The sequence below is a fragment of the Microcoleus sp. Pol11C3 genome (assembly GCF_036701485.1).
Classification (GTDB): Bacteria; Cyanobacteriota; Cyanobacteriia; order Cyanobacteriales; family Microcoleaceae; genus Microcoleus.
In genome coordinates this window covers 1-18,503 of record NZ_JAUBQW010000015.1, presented here as the reverse complement: position 1 = coordinate 18,503, position 18,503 = coordinate 1, and the positions used below count along the sequence as shown (strand labels likewise).

General features: G+C 47.8%; 11 protein-coding genes. 7 read left to right on the top strand and 4 right to left on the bottom strand.

All coding sequences use genetic code 11. The annotated features are described in order from the left end of the window. Positions 1 to 119 precede the first annotated feature (119 nt). Both QUA40_RS06245 and QUA40_RS06240 read left to right on the top strand, forming a co-directional pair. Entirely contained in the window at positions 120 to 926 is an 807-nt protein-coding gene (locus QUA40_RS06245; RefSeq protein ID WP_333122877.1) for a TPM domain-containing protein, read from the top strand. A 115-nt stretch (positions 927 to 1,041) separates the two neighbouring features. Next, positions 1,042 to 1,665 (top strand): precorrin-8X methylmutase, encoded by a 624-nt coding sequence (locus QUA40_RS06240; protein WP_333122874.1) that lies wholly within the window; start codon positions 1,042 to 1,044, stop codon positions 1,663 to 1,665. Between the two features lie 116 nt (positions 1,666 to 1,781). On the opposite strand, the gene QUA40_RS06235 is transcribed toward QUA40_RS06240, so the two are convergent. Then, entirely contained in the window at positions 1,782 to 2,420 is a 639-nt protein-coding gene (locus QUA40_RS06235; protein WP_333122872.1) for a response regulator transcription factor, read from the bottom strand. Between the two features lie 112 nt (positions 2,421 to 2,532). Beyond that, positions 2,533 to 3,729 carry a sensor histidine kinase gene (locus QUA40_RS06230; RefSeq protein WP_333122869.1) on the bottom strand — a complete coding sequence of 399 codons (1,197 nt, stop codon included), beginning with the start codon at positions 3,727 to 3,729 and terminating at the stop codon, positions 2,533 to 2,535. Between the two features lie 421 nt (positions 3,730 to 4,150). On the opposite strand from QUA40_RS06230, the gene QUA40_RS06225 reads away from it, so the two are divergent. The 4 genes from QUA40_RS06225 to QUA40_RS06210 all read left to right on the top strand — a co-directional run bounded on the left by QUA40_RS06225 (position 4,151) and on the right by QUA40_RS06210 (position 13,692). Next, complete coding sequence (locus tag QUA40_RS06225; protein WP_333122867.1) at positions 4,151 to 4,600, top strand: hypothetical protein; 450 nt, start codon at positions 4,151 to 4,153, stop codon at positions 4,598 to 4,600. A 298-nt stretch (positions 4,601 to 4,898) separates the two neighbouring features. Further along, entirely contained in the window at positions 4,899 to 6,881 is a 1,983-nt protein-coding gene (locus tag QUA40_RS06220; protein WP_333122866.1) for an efflux RND transporter periplasmic adaptor subunit, read from the top strand. 178 nt (positions 6,882 to 7,059) lie between these two features. Then, positions 7,060 to 10,197, top strand: coding sequence for an efflux RND transporter permease subunit (locus QUA40_RS06215; RefSeq protein WP_333122864.1), 3,138 nt, complete (start codon positions 7,060 to 7,062; stop codon positions 10,195 to 10,197). 354 nt (positions 10,198 to 10,551) lie between these two features. After that, on the top strand, positions 10,552 to 13,692 hold the full coding sequence (locus QUA40_RS06210) for an efflux RND transporter permease subunit (protein WP_333122862.1): 3,141 nt from the start codon (positions 10,552 to 10,554) through the stop codon (positions 13,690 to 13,692). 94 nt (positions 13,693 to 13,786) lie between these two features. On the opposite strand, the gene QUA40_RS06205 is transcribed toward QUA40_RS06210, so the two are convergent. Together QUA40_RS06205 and dapB are read right to left on the bottom strand one after the other, a co-directional pair. After that, on the bottom strand, positions 13,787 to 14,500 hold the full coding sequence (locus QUA40_RS06205; protein WP_333122860.1) for a phosphate ABC transporter permease: 714 nt from the start codon (positions 14,498 to 14,500) through the stop codon (positions 13,787 to 13,789). 182 nt (positions 14,501 to 14,682) lie between these two features. Beyond that, positions 14,683 to 15,510 carry a 4-hydroxy-tetrahydrodipicolinate reductase gene (gene dapB / locus QUA40_RS06200; protein ID WP_333122858.1) on the bottom strand — a complete coding sequence of 276 codons (828 nt, stop codon included), beginning with the start codon at positions 15,508 to 15,510 and terminating at the stop codon, positions 14,683 to 14,685. 302 nt (positions 15,511 to 15,812) lie between these two features. On the opposite strand from dapB, the gene QUA40_RS06195 reads away from it, so the two are divergent. Beyond that, the gene (locus QUA40_RS06195; protein WP_333122855.1) at positions 15,813 to 18,335 is read left to right on the top strand and encodes an EAL domain-containing protein; all 2,523 of its coding nucleotides are present in this window, start codon (positions 15,813 to 15,815) and stop codon (positions 18,333 to 18,335) included. Positions 18,336 to 18,503: the final 168 nt, after the last annotated feature.

The following is an 18,503-nucleotide window of genomic DNA, read 5'->3' as shown; positions in this document are numbered from 1 at the left end:
TCCCCTTGCTCTCCCCTTCCTGTAAAGTAAATAATTGTAAAGAAATATGAGATTTCTCTTATCCTCTGGTTAAGACCGCCAGCTAGCATTCACAATTAAGACCCGGATTATAAGTTCCTATGTCACAGCTTTTCCCGCGAAAATTTCTAGCCTCTGTTGTCGCATTTTGTCTGGCTTTGTGCGTGTGGGCGATCGCACCTGCGGCCCACGCTTTCAATAATCCCGATTTGTTGCCGTCAACTCAGACGCCGATCATTGACTTAGCTAAAGCCCTTACGGATATTGAAGAACAAAGTTTGGCAAAAAATTTAAAGGCTTTTGAAGCTGAAACCGGCTGGAAACTGCGAGTGCTGACTCAGTACGATCGCACGCCCGGTTTGGCTGTCAAAAGTTATTGGGGGCTAGATAACAAGAGTGTGTTGCTAGTTGCCGATCCGCGAGGTGGCAATTTGCTCAATTTTAATGTGGGCGACTCGCTGTATCCGCTGCTGCCACGCACTTTTTGGGTAGAACTCCAAACCCGTTACGGTAATCAATTTTTTGTGCGGGACAATGGCGAAGATCGAGCGATTATTGAATCTTTGGAGTCGATAGAAGGGTGTTTGCGTCAGGGCGGATGCCGCGTGGTTCCCGGTTTGCCGAGGGAACAGTGGGTTCTGACGTTAATTACGTCGGTGGTTGGTGGCGTCATCTGCGGGTTTGCGGCTCAGCCTCGGAAGCCGGGACAGGTTGTGGCTTGGCAGTGGGCGCTGATTTTTTCGCCGCTGTGGGGCATTCTGTTTTTTGCTTTTGGACTGGGGCCGGTGGTGACTCGCACTTCTGACTGGTTGCCTGTGGTTCGGAATGTGGCCGGTTTTGCGATCGGAGCTTTGGTGGCATTCCTGACTCCGGTGTTGGGCAAATCTTCGTCGTCGTCGGAAACTTAGTTGTCAGTTGGCAGTTGGCAGTTGACAGGAAAGCAGATTTTACTCAACAGTCAACGAATGACTAAAAGCTGGTAAGCTGATACCTGACAACTCACAGGCGACAGCTATCCTACAAATGGAATGGCACGTAAGCGATGCCCAGAGTCTGGGATTAATCGATAACGAAATTGGCGACCACGGTTTTTCAGCGGCGGAGTACGAAATAGTCCGCCGCGTGATTTATGCGACTGCTGATTTTGAGTACAAGTCTTTAATTAGTTTTTCCGATCAGGCTTTGCAGGCTGGGGCGGCGGCTTTGGCTGCTCGGACTACGATCGTGGTAGATGTGCCGATGGTGCAGGTGGGCATTACGCCCCTAATTCAAAGTACCTTTGCGAATCCGGTTTACTGTTCGATGGAGGCTTTGACACGCCCCCAAAAGGAAAGGACGCGGGCGGCTTGGGGGATTGAAACTTTGGCAAAACGCTATCCTGAAGGGATTTTTGTGGTGGGCCAGGCTCAAACTGCTTTGTCGGCGATCGTAGATTTGATTGAATCTGAGGAAATTCGACCGGCTTTGGTGATTGGGACGCCTTCTGGGTTTGTAGGGGTGGACGTGGCTAAGTCGCGGCTGCATGATTCGATGATTCCTCACATTCGGATTGAGGGCCGCAAGGGTTCTGCGGTGGTAGCTGTGGCTATTGTTAACGGGCTGGTGGATTTGGCTTGGCAGGCTTACGGCCAAGAGGGGAACAGTTGATGATTTTGTGTGCTACTGGTGCGGATGGGTGGGTGTAAAAAATCGGGTGGTAAGAAAGTGGCTGAATCTGTCTCTGATCAAGGCTTTGATTGCCACTTTCAGGTATCAATAAGTCCCTAATTGAAGAGTGAATGAGCCAACAGCGCGGCTTGAGTTCGATCGCGCAAATTTAACCGACTCAAAATATTCGTTACATAGTTCTTTACCGTGTTTTCCGACAAAAATAAGGTTTGAGCAATTTCTCGGTTGTTCGCGCCCGAAGCTATTAAACGCAACACTTCTAATTCTCTGGGCGTGAGTTGCTCTAATTCTGGCGGAAAAACAACCGTCGGATTAGTTACAGCAGGAGTCATCAGGGCTTTTTCAAACAATCCGGGGCCGAGTTGCGTGTGTCCTTTATAAACAGCGCGAATTGCTAACGCAAGTTCGTCGGGTTCGGTATCTTTGAGCAGGTAGCCTTTTGCACCCAGCCGCATTGCTTGGCTGACATATTCATCGTCATCAAATGTGGTTAAAACCAGGACTTTTGTATCGGGATAAGATTGTGCGATCGCCCCGGTTGCTGCTACGCCATCCATCACGGGCATCCGAATATCCATCAGCACAATGTCGGGCTGTAGGATGGGGATTTGGTTGATCGCCTCCTGTCCGTTTTCAGCTTCACCAATTACCTGCATATCAGAATAGCATTCCAGGATACTCTTGATTCCCCTGCGAATAATATGCCGATCGTCCACTAGCAAAATCCGAATCATTTAGCAATCCTCATAAGTAGAAGGAAGAAGAACCCCCCCAATGGGCACGATCATTTCTGCAGTCCGCGAAGGCGGAGTTTGTTTGTATAGACGCGGTTTCAACCGCTGAGTCCTATATGTTTTGAGAGGGCAAAGCAACCGAAATCCGGCAACCGTTTTCAGACGCGCTATAAATAGCAAATTGACCGCTTAGCGCCGCCACTCGTTCTCGCATTCCTTGGAGTCCAAATCCCGTCGTATTTTGCGCCGGATCGAAGCCTTTGCCGTTGTCAGAAATCGATAAATAAATCTGTCCTGCCTGTTGCTGCAACCCAACTGTCACCATCGTTGCATCAGCGTGTTTGTGAATATTTGTGAGCGATTCTTGCACAATTCTGTAAAGTGTTGTATTGAGTTCCTGAGATAGGATAACTGGTAAGCGAATCGAGTTGGAAACTTCGATCGCAGTCATGCGTTGAAAGTCTTTGAGAAGTTTGTCGATCGCACTTTCGAGCGACAATCCTTGCAAAGGATTCGATCGCAACACCGAAACAGATTTGCGAATTTCTAACAAAGCTTCCGATCCGAGTTGTTTCGCCTGTTGCAGAAACTCCAGCGCTTTCTCATCCTCCGATTTCCAGAACAATAGGGCATTATTGAGCTGAATGGTTTGAGCCGCCAGGGTGTGTCCGAGTCCGTCATGGATTTCACGAGCAATCCGATTGCGTTCCTGCAAAGTTGCCTGGTCTTCAATTCGCAGTGCATAGTGGCGGAGTTGTTCGTGAGTTATGGCTAATTTATCATGGGCAATTTCTAATTGCTCTCGACTTTGGCGTTCCGCAATCAACGCATTAATTAACAATAAAGCGAACACTAATGTCAAGCCAAATAATAACACATTGCTAAATCGCCATTCCCAAACAGTTGCAATGACTTTTTCAGGTAAAATAGGTTTTAATAACAGTAGCGAGCTATAGGACAGCAGGGCTAAACCCAAGACAGTCACCTGCCCGGGCTGACGGAAGATCAGACAACTCCGCATCAGCAGCACGAGAAAAAGCAAAAAGCTCGATCGGCTCGATAACCCTTCGTGGACAATTGGCAGCAAAATCAAGCCAAATTCTAGAGCTGTAAATAAAACTTTTCTACCTAACCGAACGGTTGGCAAACGCAACCCGATAGCGCCGAAAAGTGCGATCGCGCCAACCCGTAACAGCAGCGACCAGAGTGACTGAAACGGATGCAGCACTTCCATAAAGGCTGCCGTCGCCAGCAGCAGCCACTCCAAATAAAGCAACAAACGAAAGGACGGATAGGTCAAGCGAATCATAGAACTTTTCCCCATCAAAAGCTGGAGCGATTCAAGCAAGGTCGCTGACCTAATTGTAGAAGGTATCTTGGAGTCAAAAAACACGTTACCCCCTTATGTTCAGAAGGAAGTTCGGCAACGAAGCACGCGATCGGGATTTAACGGATGAATGTTGAGGGAATTGGTCATTGAGCCATTCTCCCACTCTCCCACTGTCCCGCGCTCCCCTTTTGCCAAAACAGACAAGTTATGTGTAGCAGCTTAGCGAATCTGCCAACGATCGCGGTAGAGCCTTTTCGGCTGATTTTGGCATTTGGGACTAGGAAAAAAGTCACAACCGCAAAGTGCTTTTTGACTGGTCAAGTTAGGAGTCTTGGGTCATGCGCTGGCTGATTTTAGCCTATAAGATTTGGTGGTGAAGATTAATTAGAGGCAGTGAATCATGAAAAGAACAACGATCGTACCAGCATTTGTCCTCGTCGGTGCACTTTTGGTTGGCGGTTTGTCTGCTTGTACGCAATCCAATGCCTCCGAAGCTACCCAACCTGACACGACGGCGGCCAATCCAGTAAGTTCCGACCAAGCGAAGGCGGATTCAGTTTCCTCCCCAGTGGCTCAACCTGTCGCGGCGACTGCAACTCCAAGTTCAGCGCAACCGAAAGCAACGGATGCAGAACGCGCACAGAAACGCGAGGAACTTCGCAAACAAGTCGAAGCGGTGTTAACGCCCGAACAGGCACAACAGTTGGAAACTAAAGTCAAGGGAGGTGAAAAAATGCGGAAAGCTTTGTCCGAGCTAAATCTCACCGCCGAACAAAAGACAAAAATTAAAGAAATTCTCAAGACTGCTTATCCTCGCGGGCAAAAGCAGTCTCAAACAAACTCGCAATAACGTTCTGATTGGGTAACTTGCAGGGCGAAACTGATACAGGACTTGCGCGGGTTCTCCCGCCTACTCCACAAGAAAATTGATGTGTTGTGGAACAGGCATCTTGCCTGTTCTTGAGAATGATAAATGATACAAGATGTTAGTTACAACTGAGATGTTGCTCACCTTTTGCACCATTGTCAATAAGTCTTTTATGAACAGGCAAGATGCCTGTTCCACAAGAAAATTTATCTCCTGTAGAACAGGCATCTTGCCTGTTTTTGAGAAGAGTGCAAGATGTTAGTTACAAAGGAGGTTTGTGATGATCGAGGAAATTATTAGTGAAAGTCGGAATGGTACTCGCCCTAAAGTTTCTGACGAAAATCTGAAGCTGAACGAGCAACCTACGCATAACGTAGAAATTGTTAGTGAAAGTCCGAAAGACGCTCTCCGTGAAGTTTTTCAGGAAGCTCCAACATTGCCGGAGAGCGAACCGGCGGAAAGTGTTGCAGCCAAACAACCGACGGAAAAGGTGCTGGCGAAAGGGCGGATTGCGCTATTTTTGCTGGGGTTGCTGCTGGTGGGTGGGTTGGGATTTTTGGTTTGGCAACGATCGACCGCTCCTAAAGCGGAAAAACCGAGCCGCAGCGGCAGACTGCAAATAACTCCGGTGACAGTGGCAACAGTAACGAAAAAAACGGTGCCGATACAGTTGCAAGCGATCGGCAACGTGCAATCGAGTTCTACTGTCTCGGTGACACCACAAGCTAGCGGGCGGATTACAGGAGTTTATTTCAAGAAAGGGCAAGAAGTTAAGAAAGGACAACTGCTGTTTTCGATCGACGATCGCTCTCAAACTGCCTCGATCCAGCAAGCTCAAGGAATCGTAGCAAAAAGCCAAGCACAGGTGCAACAATCCACAGCCAACCTTTCTAAAGACCAAGGAGTTGTCGAACAAGCTAGAGCAACCCTTGACAAAGACCGAGGAATGGTCGAGCAAGCTAAAGCGACTCTTCAAAAAGACCAAGGACTTGTCGAACAAGCCAAAACGACTCTTCAAAAAGACCAAGGACTTGTCGAACAAGCCAAAATGACGCTCCAAAAAGACCAAGGTGCAGTTAAACAAGCGATCGCCACCTTGACCAAGGATCGAGCGCAAGCACAATATGCCGAAGCCCAAAGTCAACGGTACGCAGAGCTCTACAAGCAAGGAGTAATCAGTCAAGACCAAGCCCAACAATACGCTACCAGCAGCCGAGCCGCTGCGGCAACGGTCGATCTTGACAAGCAAGCGATCGCCAACGCTGAGACAGCGGTGAAGAGCGATCGCATCGGCATCACCAATGCTGAATCTGTCGTAAAAGGCGATCTCGTGGCGATCGCCAATGCTGAGACGGCGGTAAAAAGCGATCTAGTGGGGATTGAGAATGCTGAGACGGCGGTAAAAAGCGATTTAGTAGGGATTGAGAATGCTCGGGCCGTCGTGGAAGGCGATCGGGCTGCGATCGAGGGTTCTCAAGCTGGCTTGAGTGCAGACGGCGGTGCCTTGAAAAATGCTCAGGTGCAATCATCCTATACCAAGGTCTATGCGCCGATCGACGGGCGTGCCGGAAATATTCTGGTGACAGTCGGCAATGTGGTGCAACCAAGCACCGACAAACCCTTGGTGACAATCTCCACAATTAATCCAATTCAAGTTGCCTTTTCCGTTCCTGAATCCAACCTGCCACAAATCCAAAAATACGCGGATAACGGCAAACTTAAAGTTGATGTCACCTTTGCCGGAAACAATCGTCCGATATCGGGAACCTTGTCATTTGTGAACAATACGGTTGACAATGCCACTGGCTCAATTCAACTGATTGGCGACTTTAATAACGCAGATGGCAAACTTTTTCCAGGTCAATTTGTTAACACAACTCTAACATTAAGTCAACAACCAAATGCGATTGTTGTTCCCTCACAAGCAGTACAGACAGGGCCGAACGGACAATTTGTATTTGTCGCCCAAGAAGACGATACAGTGGATAATGTGCCTGTAGTTGTTAGCAATACAATCAACGGCTTAACTGTTATCCAAAAAGGTCTGGATGCGGGTGATGAAGTTGTCACCGACGGACAAGCAAATCTGGTTGATGGTAGCAAGATTCGCATTAAAACCGCAGCGGATTCTAAAGATAATTCAGATACCACTAAAGGCAATAATAATTCAGACACATCTGCAGCCAAAGAAACTGGTAGAAAATCTGGCGGCGACTCTAATTCATCGGGAAATAAGTCATGGAAATCGCGCAAGAATCCCTAGGGCGATCGTTGGGCTCAATTCTGCTATCTGGCGCTGTACTCGTTACCAGGCTCCAGCCTGGTAATGCCGATCCGGAGGCTCTGCCTCCATTTTCCCAGGCGAGGCAGAGCCTCTGGATATGGATTCCCAGGCAGGAGCCTGGGAACCAGTCAATAAGTAATTAACCGGACTTGATATAATGAATCTCTCAGAACCGTTTATTCGCCGTCCAATTATGACCACCTTGGTGATGGCGGCAATTCTGATTTTTGGTTGGATGAGTTATCGCTTACTGCCGATTAGCGATTTACCAAACGTCGATTATCCCACGATTCAAGTCAGCGCATCCCGCCCCGGCGCTAGCCCAGAAACGATGGCTGCATCGGTGGCGCGCCCGCTAGAAAAGCAATTTTCCAGCATTGCTGGACTCGATACGCTGACTTCCACAAGTACCAGTGGCAAAACTCAAATTACGCTTCAATTCAATCTCAGCCACAATATTGACGATGCGGCGCAAGATGTGGAATCGGCAATTTCCTCGGCCTCGGGCCAAATACCTAACGATTTGCCAAATCCGCCTACCTACAGCAAAGTCAACCCTGCCGATGGGCCGATTCTTTACCTTTATCTCACTTCACCAACGCTTCCGCTTTCTGAGGTTGATAAATACGCACAAACCTATCTAGCGCAAAAGCTTTCGACAATCGCCGGTGTGGCGCAAGTGCAGATTTATGGTTCTCAAAAATATGCTGCTAGAATTCAACTCGATCCGCAACAGTTAGCAACGCGGCAAATTGGCATCGATCAAGTGCAAACTGCGATCGAACAAGGAAACGTCAACTTACCCACAGGAAGCCTTTCGGGTAGCCATAAAAACTTTACTGTGCAAACCAACGGACAGCTTCAGGATGCAGCAGCATTCCGCCGTTTAATTGTGACGTATAAAAATGGACAGCCTGTTTATCTCGAACAATTAGGGCGAGTGGTTGACAGCGTAGAAAATACTCAACTTGCTAGTTGGTATAACAACGATCGCGCAATTATCCTCACGATTCAAAGACAGCCGGGCACAAATACTGTAGAAGTTGTAGAGACGATTCAAAAATTACTGCCCAACTTAAAAACTCAGATTCCGAGTTCGATCGATCTTGGGGTGATGTACGATGCGTCTCAATCAATTCGCGAGTCGGTGGATGATGTTCGGTTTACCCTCGTTTTGACGATCGCCCTAGTCATCTTAGTAATCTTCTTATTTTTACGCAATCTGTCTGCAACAGTAATTCCCAGTTTAGCGCTGCCGGTTTCGCTGATCGCAACCTTTGGCGTGATGCACTTGTTCAACTACTCGCTAGATAACTTGTCGATGATGGCCCTGACGCTCTCTGTGGGCTTTGTGGTCGATGATGCGATCGTCATGCTCGAAAACATCGTCCGCCACATAGAAGAAGGAGAAAGCCCACGAGAGGCGGCGCTAAACGGGTCTAGGGAAATCGGCTTTACGATTTTATCGATGACGCTTTCCTTGGTGGCGGTGTTTATTCCCATGTTATTTATGAGCGAGTTGTTGGGGCGCTTGTTTCATGAATTTGCAGTGACGATTGCAGTTTCAATTTTGGTTTCTGGCTTTGTATCTTTGAGCCTGACACCAATGTTGTGCAGCCGTTTTTTGCGTCCGGTAAATCACGCCAATCAAAGTCGGCTTTATCGAGCTTCAGAGTATGTATTCGATCGCTTTTTGAGTTTGTACGATTGGAGCCTCAAGAAAGTTTTAAAATATCACCGGACTACGATGATTTTGTCATTCGCAATGGTGTTTGTCACAGTTGGACTATTTATCGCGGTTCCCAAAGGCTTTATTCCCAGCCAAGATACCGGACAAATCACGGGCATTACTCAAGCTGCACAAGATGCCTCTTTTGATGAATTAGTTCGCCACCAGCAAGCCGTTGTTAGCGCGATTCGGGAAGATCCGAACGTGGAAGCAGTTAACTCGAATATCGGGGCAGGAGCGAGTGCAAATGGCGGCGGGGCGGCTGTTGCCGGAAATTCGGGAAGCTTGTTTATCCGGCTGAAACCGCGATCGCAGCGGCAGATGGGAGCCGATGAAATTGTGCAGAATTTGCGATCGCAACTAGCAGAGATTCCCGGCATTCAAGTCTTCTTGCAAAATCCTCCAGCAATCCCGCTTGGCACTCAACAAAGCACTGGATTGTATCAACTCGCGCTGCAAAGTTCTGATGTAATTCCGCTGCGGGAGTACGTCCCGCAACTGGTTGACAAAATGAAAGCAATGCCAGAAATTCAGGATGTTAATAGCGATTTGCAGATGACTTCTCAAATCAAAGTTGATATCGATCGCGACAAAGCCTCAGCATTAGGAATTACGGCCAGTCAAATTGAAAATACCCTGAGAAATGCCTACGGCGCTTACAAAGTTTCAACGATTTACGGTGCGAGCAACGAGTATCAAGTTATTTTGGAACTAGAACCAAAGTATCAAAAAGATCCCAATGCTTTGATGCAGCTTTACATCGCTACAGCGGGCAGTAATTCCAGTGATGCTTCGGGCGGTAAAACACAAGTACCGCTAGCAACGTTTGCCAAAATAACTCCGGGAACTGCACCGTTAATTGTCAACCATGTCGGTAGGATGAATGCTGCGACAATTTCCTACAATCTCGTGCCTGGAGTGGCGCTGGGAACGGCAAATAGTGCGATCGACAAAATCGTGAAATCGCTAATTCCTGACAGCATTGCCACCAATTATAAGGGTGCGAGCCAAGTTTTTCAAAGTTCGCTGCCGAGTTTAGGGTTTCTGTTGGCCGTGGCAATTTTGGTAATCTATTTAATTCTGGGTATTTTGTACGAAGATTTCATCCATCCAATTACAATTTTGTCTGGATTGCCTTCGGCGGGATTTGGCGCGTTATTAACGCTGATGTTGTTTGGCGTTGAGCTCAACGTTTATTCATTCATCGGCATCATCTTGCTGGTAGGGATTGTTAAGAAAAACGGGATTATGATGGTGGATTTTGCGATCGAAGCCCAGCGCGACGACGGCAAAAAACCAGCGGAAGCAATCTATGAAGCCTGCTTAGTACGATTCCGGCCGATTATGATGACTACGATGGCGGCACTAATGGGAACATTGCCGATCGCCCTAGGAGTTGGTGCGGGTTCGGAATCTCGCCGCCCGTTAGGAATTGCGGTTGTCGGCGGACTTTTGTTTTCACAAGTTTTGACACTGTATCTCACGCCCGTTTTTTACATATACATGGAATCGTGGCGGAAAAAGCTCAATGAGGTGAATTTTCGGCAAGTTTTTTCATTTAAATGAGGACGGTAAAATAACCGTTCTAAGGAGGACAGGGCAATGCCGTTTTCTTACCCCAAAATAATCGATTATCCTCGCGAGGAGGACACCGCACCATGCCCATAGCTGTCAACTTGTCAGACCCGCAGTCCGGCAGGGGTTGAAACCCCTGCCTCAAAGCTAAAGTCCTCTCAAGAGGACTGAGAAGAAAAATTTTAAACTCATTAGTCCTCTGAAGAGGACTTTAGCTATTAGACAGGGGTTTCAACCCCTGGCGGACTAGCGGACTAGCGGACTAGCGGACTGACCCCTTAAGTTGACACGCCTCGATCACTGCCGTGTCCTCATGGTTCGACATCTCACTACCAACCAAGTTTTATGAACCTTTCAGAAATTTTTATCCGCCGCCCCGTGATGACTGCACTGGTCACAATCGGCATCCTAATCTTCGGTTTGATGAGTTATTTTCTGCTACCAATTAGCGCCTTGCCTCACGTTGAATATCCCTTTGTGAGTGTCTCTGCTAGCTTACCCGGTGCAACCCCCGAAACAATGTCATCCTCAGTCGCCGCGCCGCTAGAAAGACAGTTCACTGAAATAGCAGGCCTCAATTCGTTTAACTCCACCAGTTCCACCGGTAGCGCGAACATTTCCCTACAATTCGACTTCAGCCGCAGTGTTAATTCTGCTGCTAAAGATGTACAAGCTGCGATCGCCGCCGCCGCCGGTTCATTGCCATCGGGAATGCCCAAACCGCCTACCTACCGCAAAGTTAACCCTTCAGTTGCGCCGGTTCTATACCTTTATTTGTACTCCAAAACTCTGCCAATTGCCGAAGTGGATGAAGCCGCAGAAGTGACGATCGCACAACCCATCTCAGCGATTGACGGTGTGGCGCAAGTGCAGGTTTACGGGCAGAAACAATATGCAGTGCGAATTCAACTCGATCCGCGAGAATTGACCTCCAGGGGAATCGGATTAGATCAAGTTAGAACCGCAGTTACACAAGGAAATGTCAACTTGCCAACCGGAAGCCTTTCTGGCGATAACAAAAGCTATTTAATTCAGGTAAACGGTCAATTAAATAAGGCAGCAGAATATCGATCGCTGATCGTTGCTTACAAAAATGGCGCAGCAGTGAGGCTGCAAGATTTAGGAAACGTGATTGACGACGTGCAGAATAACAAAGTCTTGAATTTGTACACCGATAAAAATGTTACAAATCAACCTGCTATCTTGCTGGCAGTGCAGCCTCAACCCGATGGAAATACTGTCGAAATCGTCGATTCGATCGTGCAAATGTTACCCGCACTCAAACAACAAATTCCCCAATCCATCGAAATGGGAATTATGTACGATCGCTCTCAATCAATTCGGGCTTCTGTAGACGATGTGAAGTTCTCCTTAGTTTTGTCAGTGTGTCTGGTTGTCTTAGTAATTTTTATATTTTTGCGGAACGTCACAGCGACGGTAATTCCGAGTTTAGCTTTGCCTGTAGCGATTATCGGTACGTTTGCGGTGATGTATCAGTTGGGATACTCGTTAGATAACCTGTCTCTGATGGCGCTGACGCTTTCAGTGGGGTTTGTGGTGGATGATGCGATCGTGGTTCTCGAAAATATTGTTCGCCACCAAGAAATGGGAGAAGCGCCGCTCGAAGCAGCATTAAAAGGATCGAGAGAAATTGGTTTTACAATTCTATCAATGACGCTTTCATTGGTTGCCGTATTTATTCCCCTTATCTTTATGGGTGGATTAATCGGTAGATTATTTCATGAATTTGCGGTGACTATTTCGGTGGCAATTTTGGTTTCGGGATTTGTTTCTCTGAGCCTGACGCCGATGTTGTGCAGTCGCTTTCTCAAATCGTCCCACCACCAACGACACAACCGCTTCTATCGCATTTCTGAGCGCGGCTTTGAGCTGCTGCTGCAAGGATACGAAGGGTCGCTAAAGCCTGTTTTGAAATACCGTTTTGTGACGCTGATTGTTTCTGTAATTCTGCTGGTATTGACTGGTTATCTGTTCGTTCTAGTTCCGAAAGGCTTTATTCCGACTGAAGACACCGGACAACTGATGGCTAACACAAAAGGAGCGCAAGATATTTCGTTTGAAGATATGCTGCTTCACCAACAACAAATCGTTGATATCATTCGGAAAAATCCCAACATAGCAGCGTTGAACTCAACTGTAGGTGCGAGTGGCCCGAACGCATCGGCTAACAACGGACGCATTACCATTAGGCTCAAACCGCGAGCGCAGCGCCGCCTCAGTGCCGACGAAATCATTCAACAACTCACTCCTAAATTGCGCGGAATTCCCGGCATTCAAGCTTTTTTACGCTCTCCTGCTGCGATTCCGATCGGTGGTCAACAAACCAATTCACAATATCAGTTTACGGTGCAAAGTTTAGACTTGCAAGCGCTGCGTCAAGCGGTGCCGGAATTGTTAGCTAAAATCAAAACGCTACCGGGATTGCGCGGTGTGGATAGCGATTTGCAACTGAGCACGCCTCAGCTTCAAGTTAAAGTCGATCGCGACAAAGCCACAACCGTCGGCGTTAGTGCTCAACAAGTGCAAAAAACCCTCAGCGCAGCTTACGGTTCAGGACAGGTTTCGACGATTTATACCCCGAACAATCAATTTACGGTTGTGTTAGAACTAAAGCCTGAGTTTCAGCGCGATCCGAGTGCTTTGTCGATGCTTTACGTGCGATCGAACACCGGACAAATGATATCGCTAAGTGCGATCGCAAATGTCACTCAAACAGTCGGCCCGCTAACCGTCAATCACCTAACTGGATTGCCCTCTGCTACAATCTCCTTTGACACTCTTCCAGGAACATCGCTGAGTCAAGCAACCGAAGCTATTCAAAAAGTTGCGAAGGATGTTTTGCCGCCGTCAGTTACAACAAGTTTTCAAGGTGCCGCACAGGTATTCAACCAATCATTTAACGATTTAGGTTGGTTGTTGGTGGTTTCTATTGTGGTGATTTATTTAATTCTCGGCATTTTGTACGAGGATTTCATTCACCCGCTGACAATTTTGTCAGGTTTGCCGTCAGCCGGATTTGGTGCACTGTTAACGCTGGTAATCTTTCAGGTTGAACTCAATCTCTATTCGTTTATCGGGATTATTCTGCTGGTGGGAATTGTCAAGAAAAACGGTATTATGCTAGTAGATTTTGCGATCGAGAAACAGCGCAAAGAAGACAGAAGCGCGTATGATGCCATTTACGAAGCCTGCATCGTCCGCTTCCGTCCGATTATGATGACGACGATGGCGGCTTTAATTGGAACTTTGCCGATCGCCCTGGGAGTTGGTAGCGGTTCCGAATCCCGCCGTCCGTTGGGAATTGCGATCGTCGGTGGATTGCTGTTTTCGCAAGTTTTAACGCTGTATCTTACTCCGGTATTTTACACTTATATGGAAGGGTGGCGCAAACGGCTAGGTCAACCAAAAATGAAGCTGTCTGAATTTTTCTGGCGTCCGAAAACTCGACCTTCGAGCCGAAATTAATACCAAATATGCCTGGAAAACTTCTTTTTAATTCGGGGCGGTTTCAACTGCATAATACAATCTTGAATGTGGATTAAGGAGTCTATTTTATTAATTAATAATCAGCGGGAGATCGCCTTTTTACATCTCTGCTTTGATTAGTGCGATCGCGCCCTTTTTTGTGTCTACCTTTTTTAATTTGCTGGCTCATTTCTACAAACAAATCTCTGCGTAAATAAGGATAGTCGCTCACCCACACGTCACGGCTGGGAATATAAATATCTGAAACTTTGGCAATTCTGCCTAAATCTTCCTGATTTGACATAATTAACATTAAAGCAGCTTGGCCGGGGACAATTCCTTGGTGATCTTTCCGTAATGGAGCTCGAAGTGTAGTGGTAAATCCGGTTTTGTCACCAACTTCTAAGTTGATGCGCGGTTCTAGGTTGTCAACTATTACGAGTTGTCCTTTTTGATTGACAGTTTCTTCTTGACTTGTGACTTCATCGGTGATGTAAACATCTAAAACTCGTCCTTGCCAAAAACCGCAGTATTGATATTTGCGGCATTCTGCATTCCGCAAACTCGCCCACAAAATTGGCCCCCACAGCCAGTACAAACCAGCTATCAATCCGGTGATTAAAACTAGCGGCCCGACATCGGAACCGGCGAAGTTGTAAACTACCAGGAGGAAAACTACGCTGACTGCAGAGATTAACATTCGCCTCAAAAAATCGGGCGGTTTTCCCCAGATATATTTGTATTGCGCTCCCGTGGCGACGGCGGGAATTAGTTCTTGAAAGGTTTCGCGGGTTAAGGGAATTAGCATAGGAAGTTCGGCAACGAGCAATGTACGGGATGCAACGGCTGTCTGTTCGGAAGCGGATTATATTAAGGGATTTAACAGATTTAACGGATTGATGTTGAAGTCAAAAATCAGAAGTTTGAAGTCAGATTAATTCCAGATTACCAATGACTAATGACTAATGATTAATGACTAATGACTAATAACTACAAGATTTTTTCCAGGCCGTAAACGAGCGATCGCAATTCAAGGACTTTGCGTATAGACAGCAAGACTCCTGGCATATAACAAGCGCGATCGCTCGTATCGTGTCGTAAAGTATAAACTTGACCGGCGCCGCCAAAAATTACCTCTTGGTGGGCAATTAAACCGGGTAAACGGATGCTGTGAATGCGAATCCCTTCATCCGCCACAGAACCCCGCGCTCCGGCTAATTTTTCGGTTTCCTCAACTTCGGGCAGATTGAAAGTTTTTCCCATTTCTGCTAACATTTGGGCAGTTTGAATTGCCGTACCGCTGGGGGCGTCGGCTTTTTGATTGTGGTGCAGCTCGATAATTTCTACGTGTTCAAAATACTGAGATGCCGTGACGGCGGCTTGTTGGAGCAAAACCATGCCGATCGAGAAATTGGGTATGATCAAACAGCCGATGCTGGCTTTGTCAGCGAATTCAGCTAAGTTTTCAATTTGCTTGCTGCTCAATCCGGTAGTGCCGACTACCGGGCGAATCCCGTAAGCTATGGCCGATCGCACGTTTTCATAAACAGACGAAGGGTGTGTAAAATCTACCATCACGCCTAACTGCTTTTCCTGAGATGCTAATACCAGCATTCCTTGCAAGTCGTCAGTGACGGGAACTTCTAAGGGGCCGCATCCGGCTAATTCGCCGGCATCGGCGTTGAGGCACTCAGGAGAGCGGTCTACAGCCCCAAATAAGGTCATGTCACTAGCATGGGCGATCGCCTTAATTACTTCGCGGCCCATCTTGCCTGCAGCACCGTTAACAATCACCGGAATCGGAAGTTGATTCGTCATAATCTCAAAAATATCCTGAAATTTCGATCGACTAAATTTTAACGCTTGTGGGAATTTGGGGAAACAAGGAATGAAAGGCAGGATTTGTCGGCAAATCTTCAAAAACTCGGTTCCCATTCGAGAAATACTTTGCCAAATCAAGTAATTAGCTTAAAGAAACTCGGTTGTGGCACAAGTTCTGAAAAAATTACATTCAATCTCATATTAAGCTCAATTCTGTAAGAACAGACTTGTGCAAAGCTAATTTGCACCGACATATTTTTTTTGTGACTGCCAAATTCTCTCGAAATCTTCGATATGTCATGTCTGTCGCAACTGGCTTCGACTGGAGTTCTCAAAACCGACGGGTCAGGATTTTGCCTGCAATGCTTGCGGGCGTGACTGTAACGCTGCTGAATATGGGAGTTCGGCAGTTTGGAGGCTTGCAAAGCCTGGAATTGGGGAGTTTTGACTCGTTAGTGCGCTTGCAGCCAGATTCGGGCCCCGATCCGCGACTGCTGGTAGTGGGAATTTCTGAGGCCGATATTCAAGCTTTGGGGAGATTTCCGATTTCCGATGGTGCGATCGCTAAAACCTTGACAAAACTGCAAAAGTATCAGCCAAAAGTCATCGCTTTGGACTTGTACCGGGATTTGCCGCAAGCGCCGGGACACGATGAATTGCTGGCCGGGCTGAAAGCACCGAATGTGGTGGCGATTTATAAATTGAGCGATTCAGAAAGTCAGGGAGTGCCTGCGCCCCCGGGGATACCGCGCGATCGGCTCGGTTTTAACGACTTCGTTCTCGATCCTGATGGCGTTGTACGCCGCAATTTGCTCTCAGTCTCGCAACCAGACAAAAAGATTGCTTTATCGTTTTCGGTGCAAGTGGCTTTGCTGTATCTCAAAGACAGAGTACAGCAGAAAAATAGCCCTGTTCATCCCCACCAAATCAACTGGGGAAAGGCAGAATTTGTGCCTTTAACTTCTAACAGTGGCGGCTATGCAAATGTCGACGCCAAAGGCTACCAAATTCTGCTCAAATACCGTTCTGGTAAGGAGGTGGCGCGACAAGTCAGTATCAGGCAGGTATTGAAGGGGGAAATTGACCCAAGCTGGGTTAAGGACAAGATTGTGCTGATCGGGACGACGGCACCGAGTACCAGAGATTTGTTTTTGACGCCCTACAGCCCGGTTAAAAAGCAAAGTCCGAAAATGCCGGGGGTGTTGTTGCACGCGCAAATGCTCAGCCAAATATTGAGTGCGGTTTTGGATGGGCGATCGCTGTTTTGGGTGTGGCCGGAATGGGCGGAAATTTTGTGGAACGGTGCTTGGGCGGTGATTGGCGGGGTTTTGGCTTGGCGGATTCAGCATCCTGTGAGGGCGGGATTGGCTGGGGGTGCGGGATTGATGGGACTGTTGGGGATTAGTTATGGGATTTTTACTGGGGGTGGGTGGATACCGTTAGTGTCGCCGACTTTGGGTTTGGTGGTGACTGGTGTCGGTGTCAGTGCTTACAGGAAGCTTTACGATGCTTTTCACGATTCTCTGACGGGTTTGCCCAACCGGGATTTGTTCGTGGATTGCCTGGGGCGGGCGATCGTCAATACTAGGGGCCGCCGCAGCTATCTGTTTGCGGTGCTGTTTCTGGATTTAGACAGGTTTAAGGTGATTAATGATTCTTTGGGTCATTTGGCGGGGGACGAACTGCTGATGTCGGTGGTGCAGCGGTTGAGGGCGGTTATTGGCTCCGGGGATACTGTGGCGCGGGTGGGGGGTGACGATTTTGCGATTTTGGTGAGGAATGTTGATGTTGGCAGTGCGGTGGATTTGGCCGATCGCATTCACCAAGCTTTAATTGTGCCTTTTGATTTGAAGGGGCAGGAGGTGTTTGTGACGGCGAGTATCGGGATTGCGCTGGGGGGCGAACCCGCTGCTGGTGTCACGGAACAGCCGGAACACTTGCTGCGGGACGCCCACACGGCGATGTACCGGGCGAAGGCTTTGGGCACGGGAAGGTATCAGGTGTTTAATGCTTCGATGCACGCTTTGGCGGTGGAGAGGTTGCAGTTGGAGACTGATTTGCGGATGGCCCTCAAGCGTCAAGAGTTTTTGCTGCACTACCAGCCGTTTGTATCTTTGGCAAGCGGGAGGATTATTGGCTTTGAGGCTTTGGTACGCTGGCAACATCCGCTGCAGGGTTTGATTTCGCCGATGAAGTTTATTCCGGTGGCTGAGGAAACGGGGGCAATTGTGCCGCTGGGCGAGTGGGTGCTGGAGGAGGCTTGCCGGCAGTTGCGACTGTGGGAGGAAATGTTTGATTTTGATCGACCTTTGATTATGAGTGTAAATTTATCTGGGAAGCAGTTTGCTCAGCCGGATTTGGTTGATCGTATTCAGATGATTTTGGAAACAACTGGTTTGAGTGCCGAGAATTTGAAGTTGGAGATTACTGAGAGTGTGGTGATGGATGATGTGGAGTCGGCGATCGCGGTTTTGAAGCAGATGAAAGGGTTAAATGTCAAGTTGGGAATTGATGATTTTGGCACGGGTTATTCGTCGTTGAGTTATTTGAGTCGTTTTCCTACGGATACTTTGAAGGTTGATAAGTCGTTTGTGGGGCGAATGGAGATCGAAAGCGAGGGGGAGAATGTGGCGATCGTGCGGACGATTGTGGCGCTGGCTCACGCTTTGGGTATGGATGTGATTGCTGAGGGTGTGGAGACGGCGGCACAATTAGCTAGGTTAAGGGCGATCGGCTGCGAATACGGTCAGGGTTATTTTTTTGCTAAGCCCTTACCGAGCGAGGCTGCGACTGCTTTGATGGCTTCTGAGCCGCAGTGGTAGTTGTTAGTTATTGGTTATTGGTTATTGTAAGTTAGAGCTAAAATTGAAAGTCGATCGGGTTCCCAAAACAGCTCTTTAATCTGTTAGATGCCATTGGTGACAAGTTAAGAAGAGCGATAGAAAGTCAAGAGGGACTTTCTTAACAAGCTCAAACGTGTGAAACTCAGA

What these genes read in the sequence shown, in the direction of transcription:
- QUA40_RS06245 (WP_333122877.1), top strand. Translation starts at nt 120, where the DNA reads ATGTCACAGCTTTTCCCGCGAAAATTTCTAGCCTCTGTTGTCGCATTT.
- QUA40_RS06240 (WP_333122874.1), top strand. Translation starts at nt 1,042, where the DNA reads ATGGAATGGCACGTAAGCGATGCCCAGAGTCTGGGATTAATCGATAAC.
- QUA40_RS06235 (WP_333122872.1), bottom strand. Translation starts at nt 2,420, where the DNA reads ATGATTCGGATTTTGCTAGTGGACGATCGGCATATTATTCGCAGGGGA.
- QUA40_RS06230 (WP_333122869.1), bottom strand. Translation starts at nt 3,729, where the DNA reads ATGATTCGCTTGACCTATCCGTCCTTTCGTTTGTTGCTTTATTTGGAG.
- QUA40_RS06225 (WP_333122867.1), top strand. Translation starts at nt 4,151, where the DNA reads ATGAAAAGAACAACGATCGTACCAGCATTTGTCCTCGTCGGTGCACTT.
- QUA40_RS06220 (WP_333122866.1), top strand. Translation starts at nt 4,899, where the DNA reads ATGATCGAGGAAATTATTAGTGAAAGTCGGAATGGTACTCGCCCTAAA.
- QUA40_RS06215 (WP_333122864.1), top strand. Translation starts at nt 7,060, where the DNA reads ATGAATCTCTCAGAACCGTTTATTCGCCGTCCAATTATGACCACCTTG.
- QUA40_RS06210 (WP_333122862.1), top strand. Translation starts at nt 10,552, where the DNA reads ATGAACCTTTCAGAAATTTTTATCCGCCGCCCCGTGATGACTGCACTG.
- QUA40_RS06205 (WP_333122860.1), bottom strand. Translation starts at nt 14,500, where the DNA reads ATGCTAATTCCCTTAACCCGCGAAACCTTTCAAGAACTAATTCCCGCC.
- dapB (WP_333122858.1), bottom strand. Translation starts at nt 15,510, where the DNA reads ATGACGAATCAACTTCCGATTCCGGTGATTGTTAACGGTGCTGCAGGC.
- QUA40_RS06195 (WP_333122855.1), top strand. Translation starts at nt 15,813, where the DNA reads ATGTCTGTCGCAACTGGCTTCGACTGGAGTTCTCAAAACCGACGGGTC.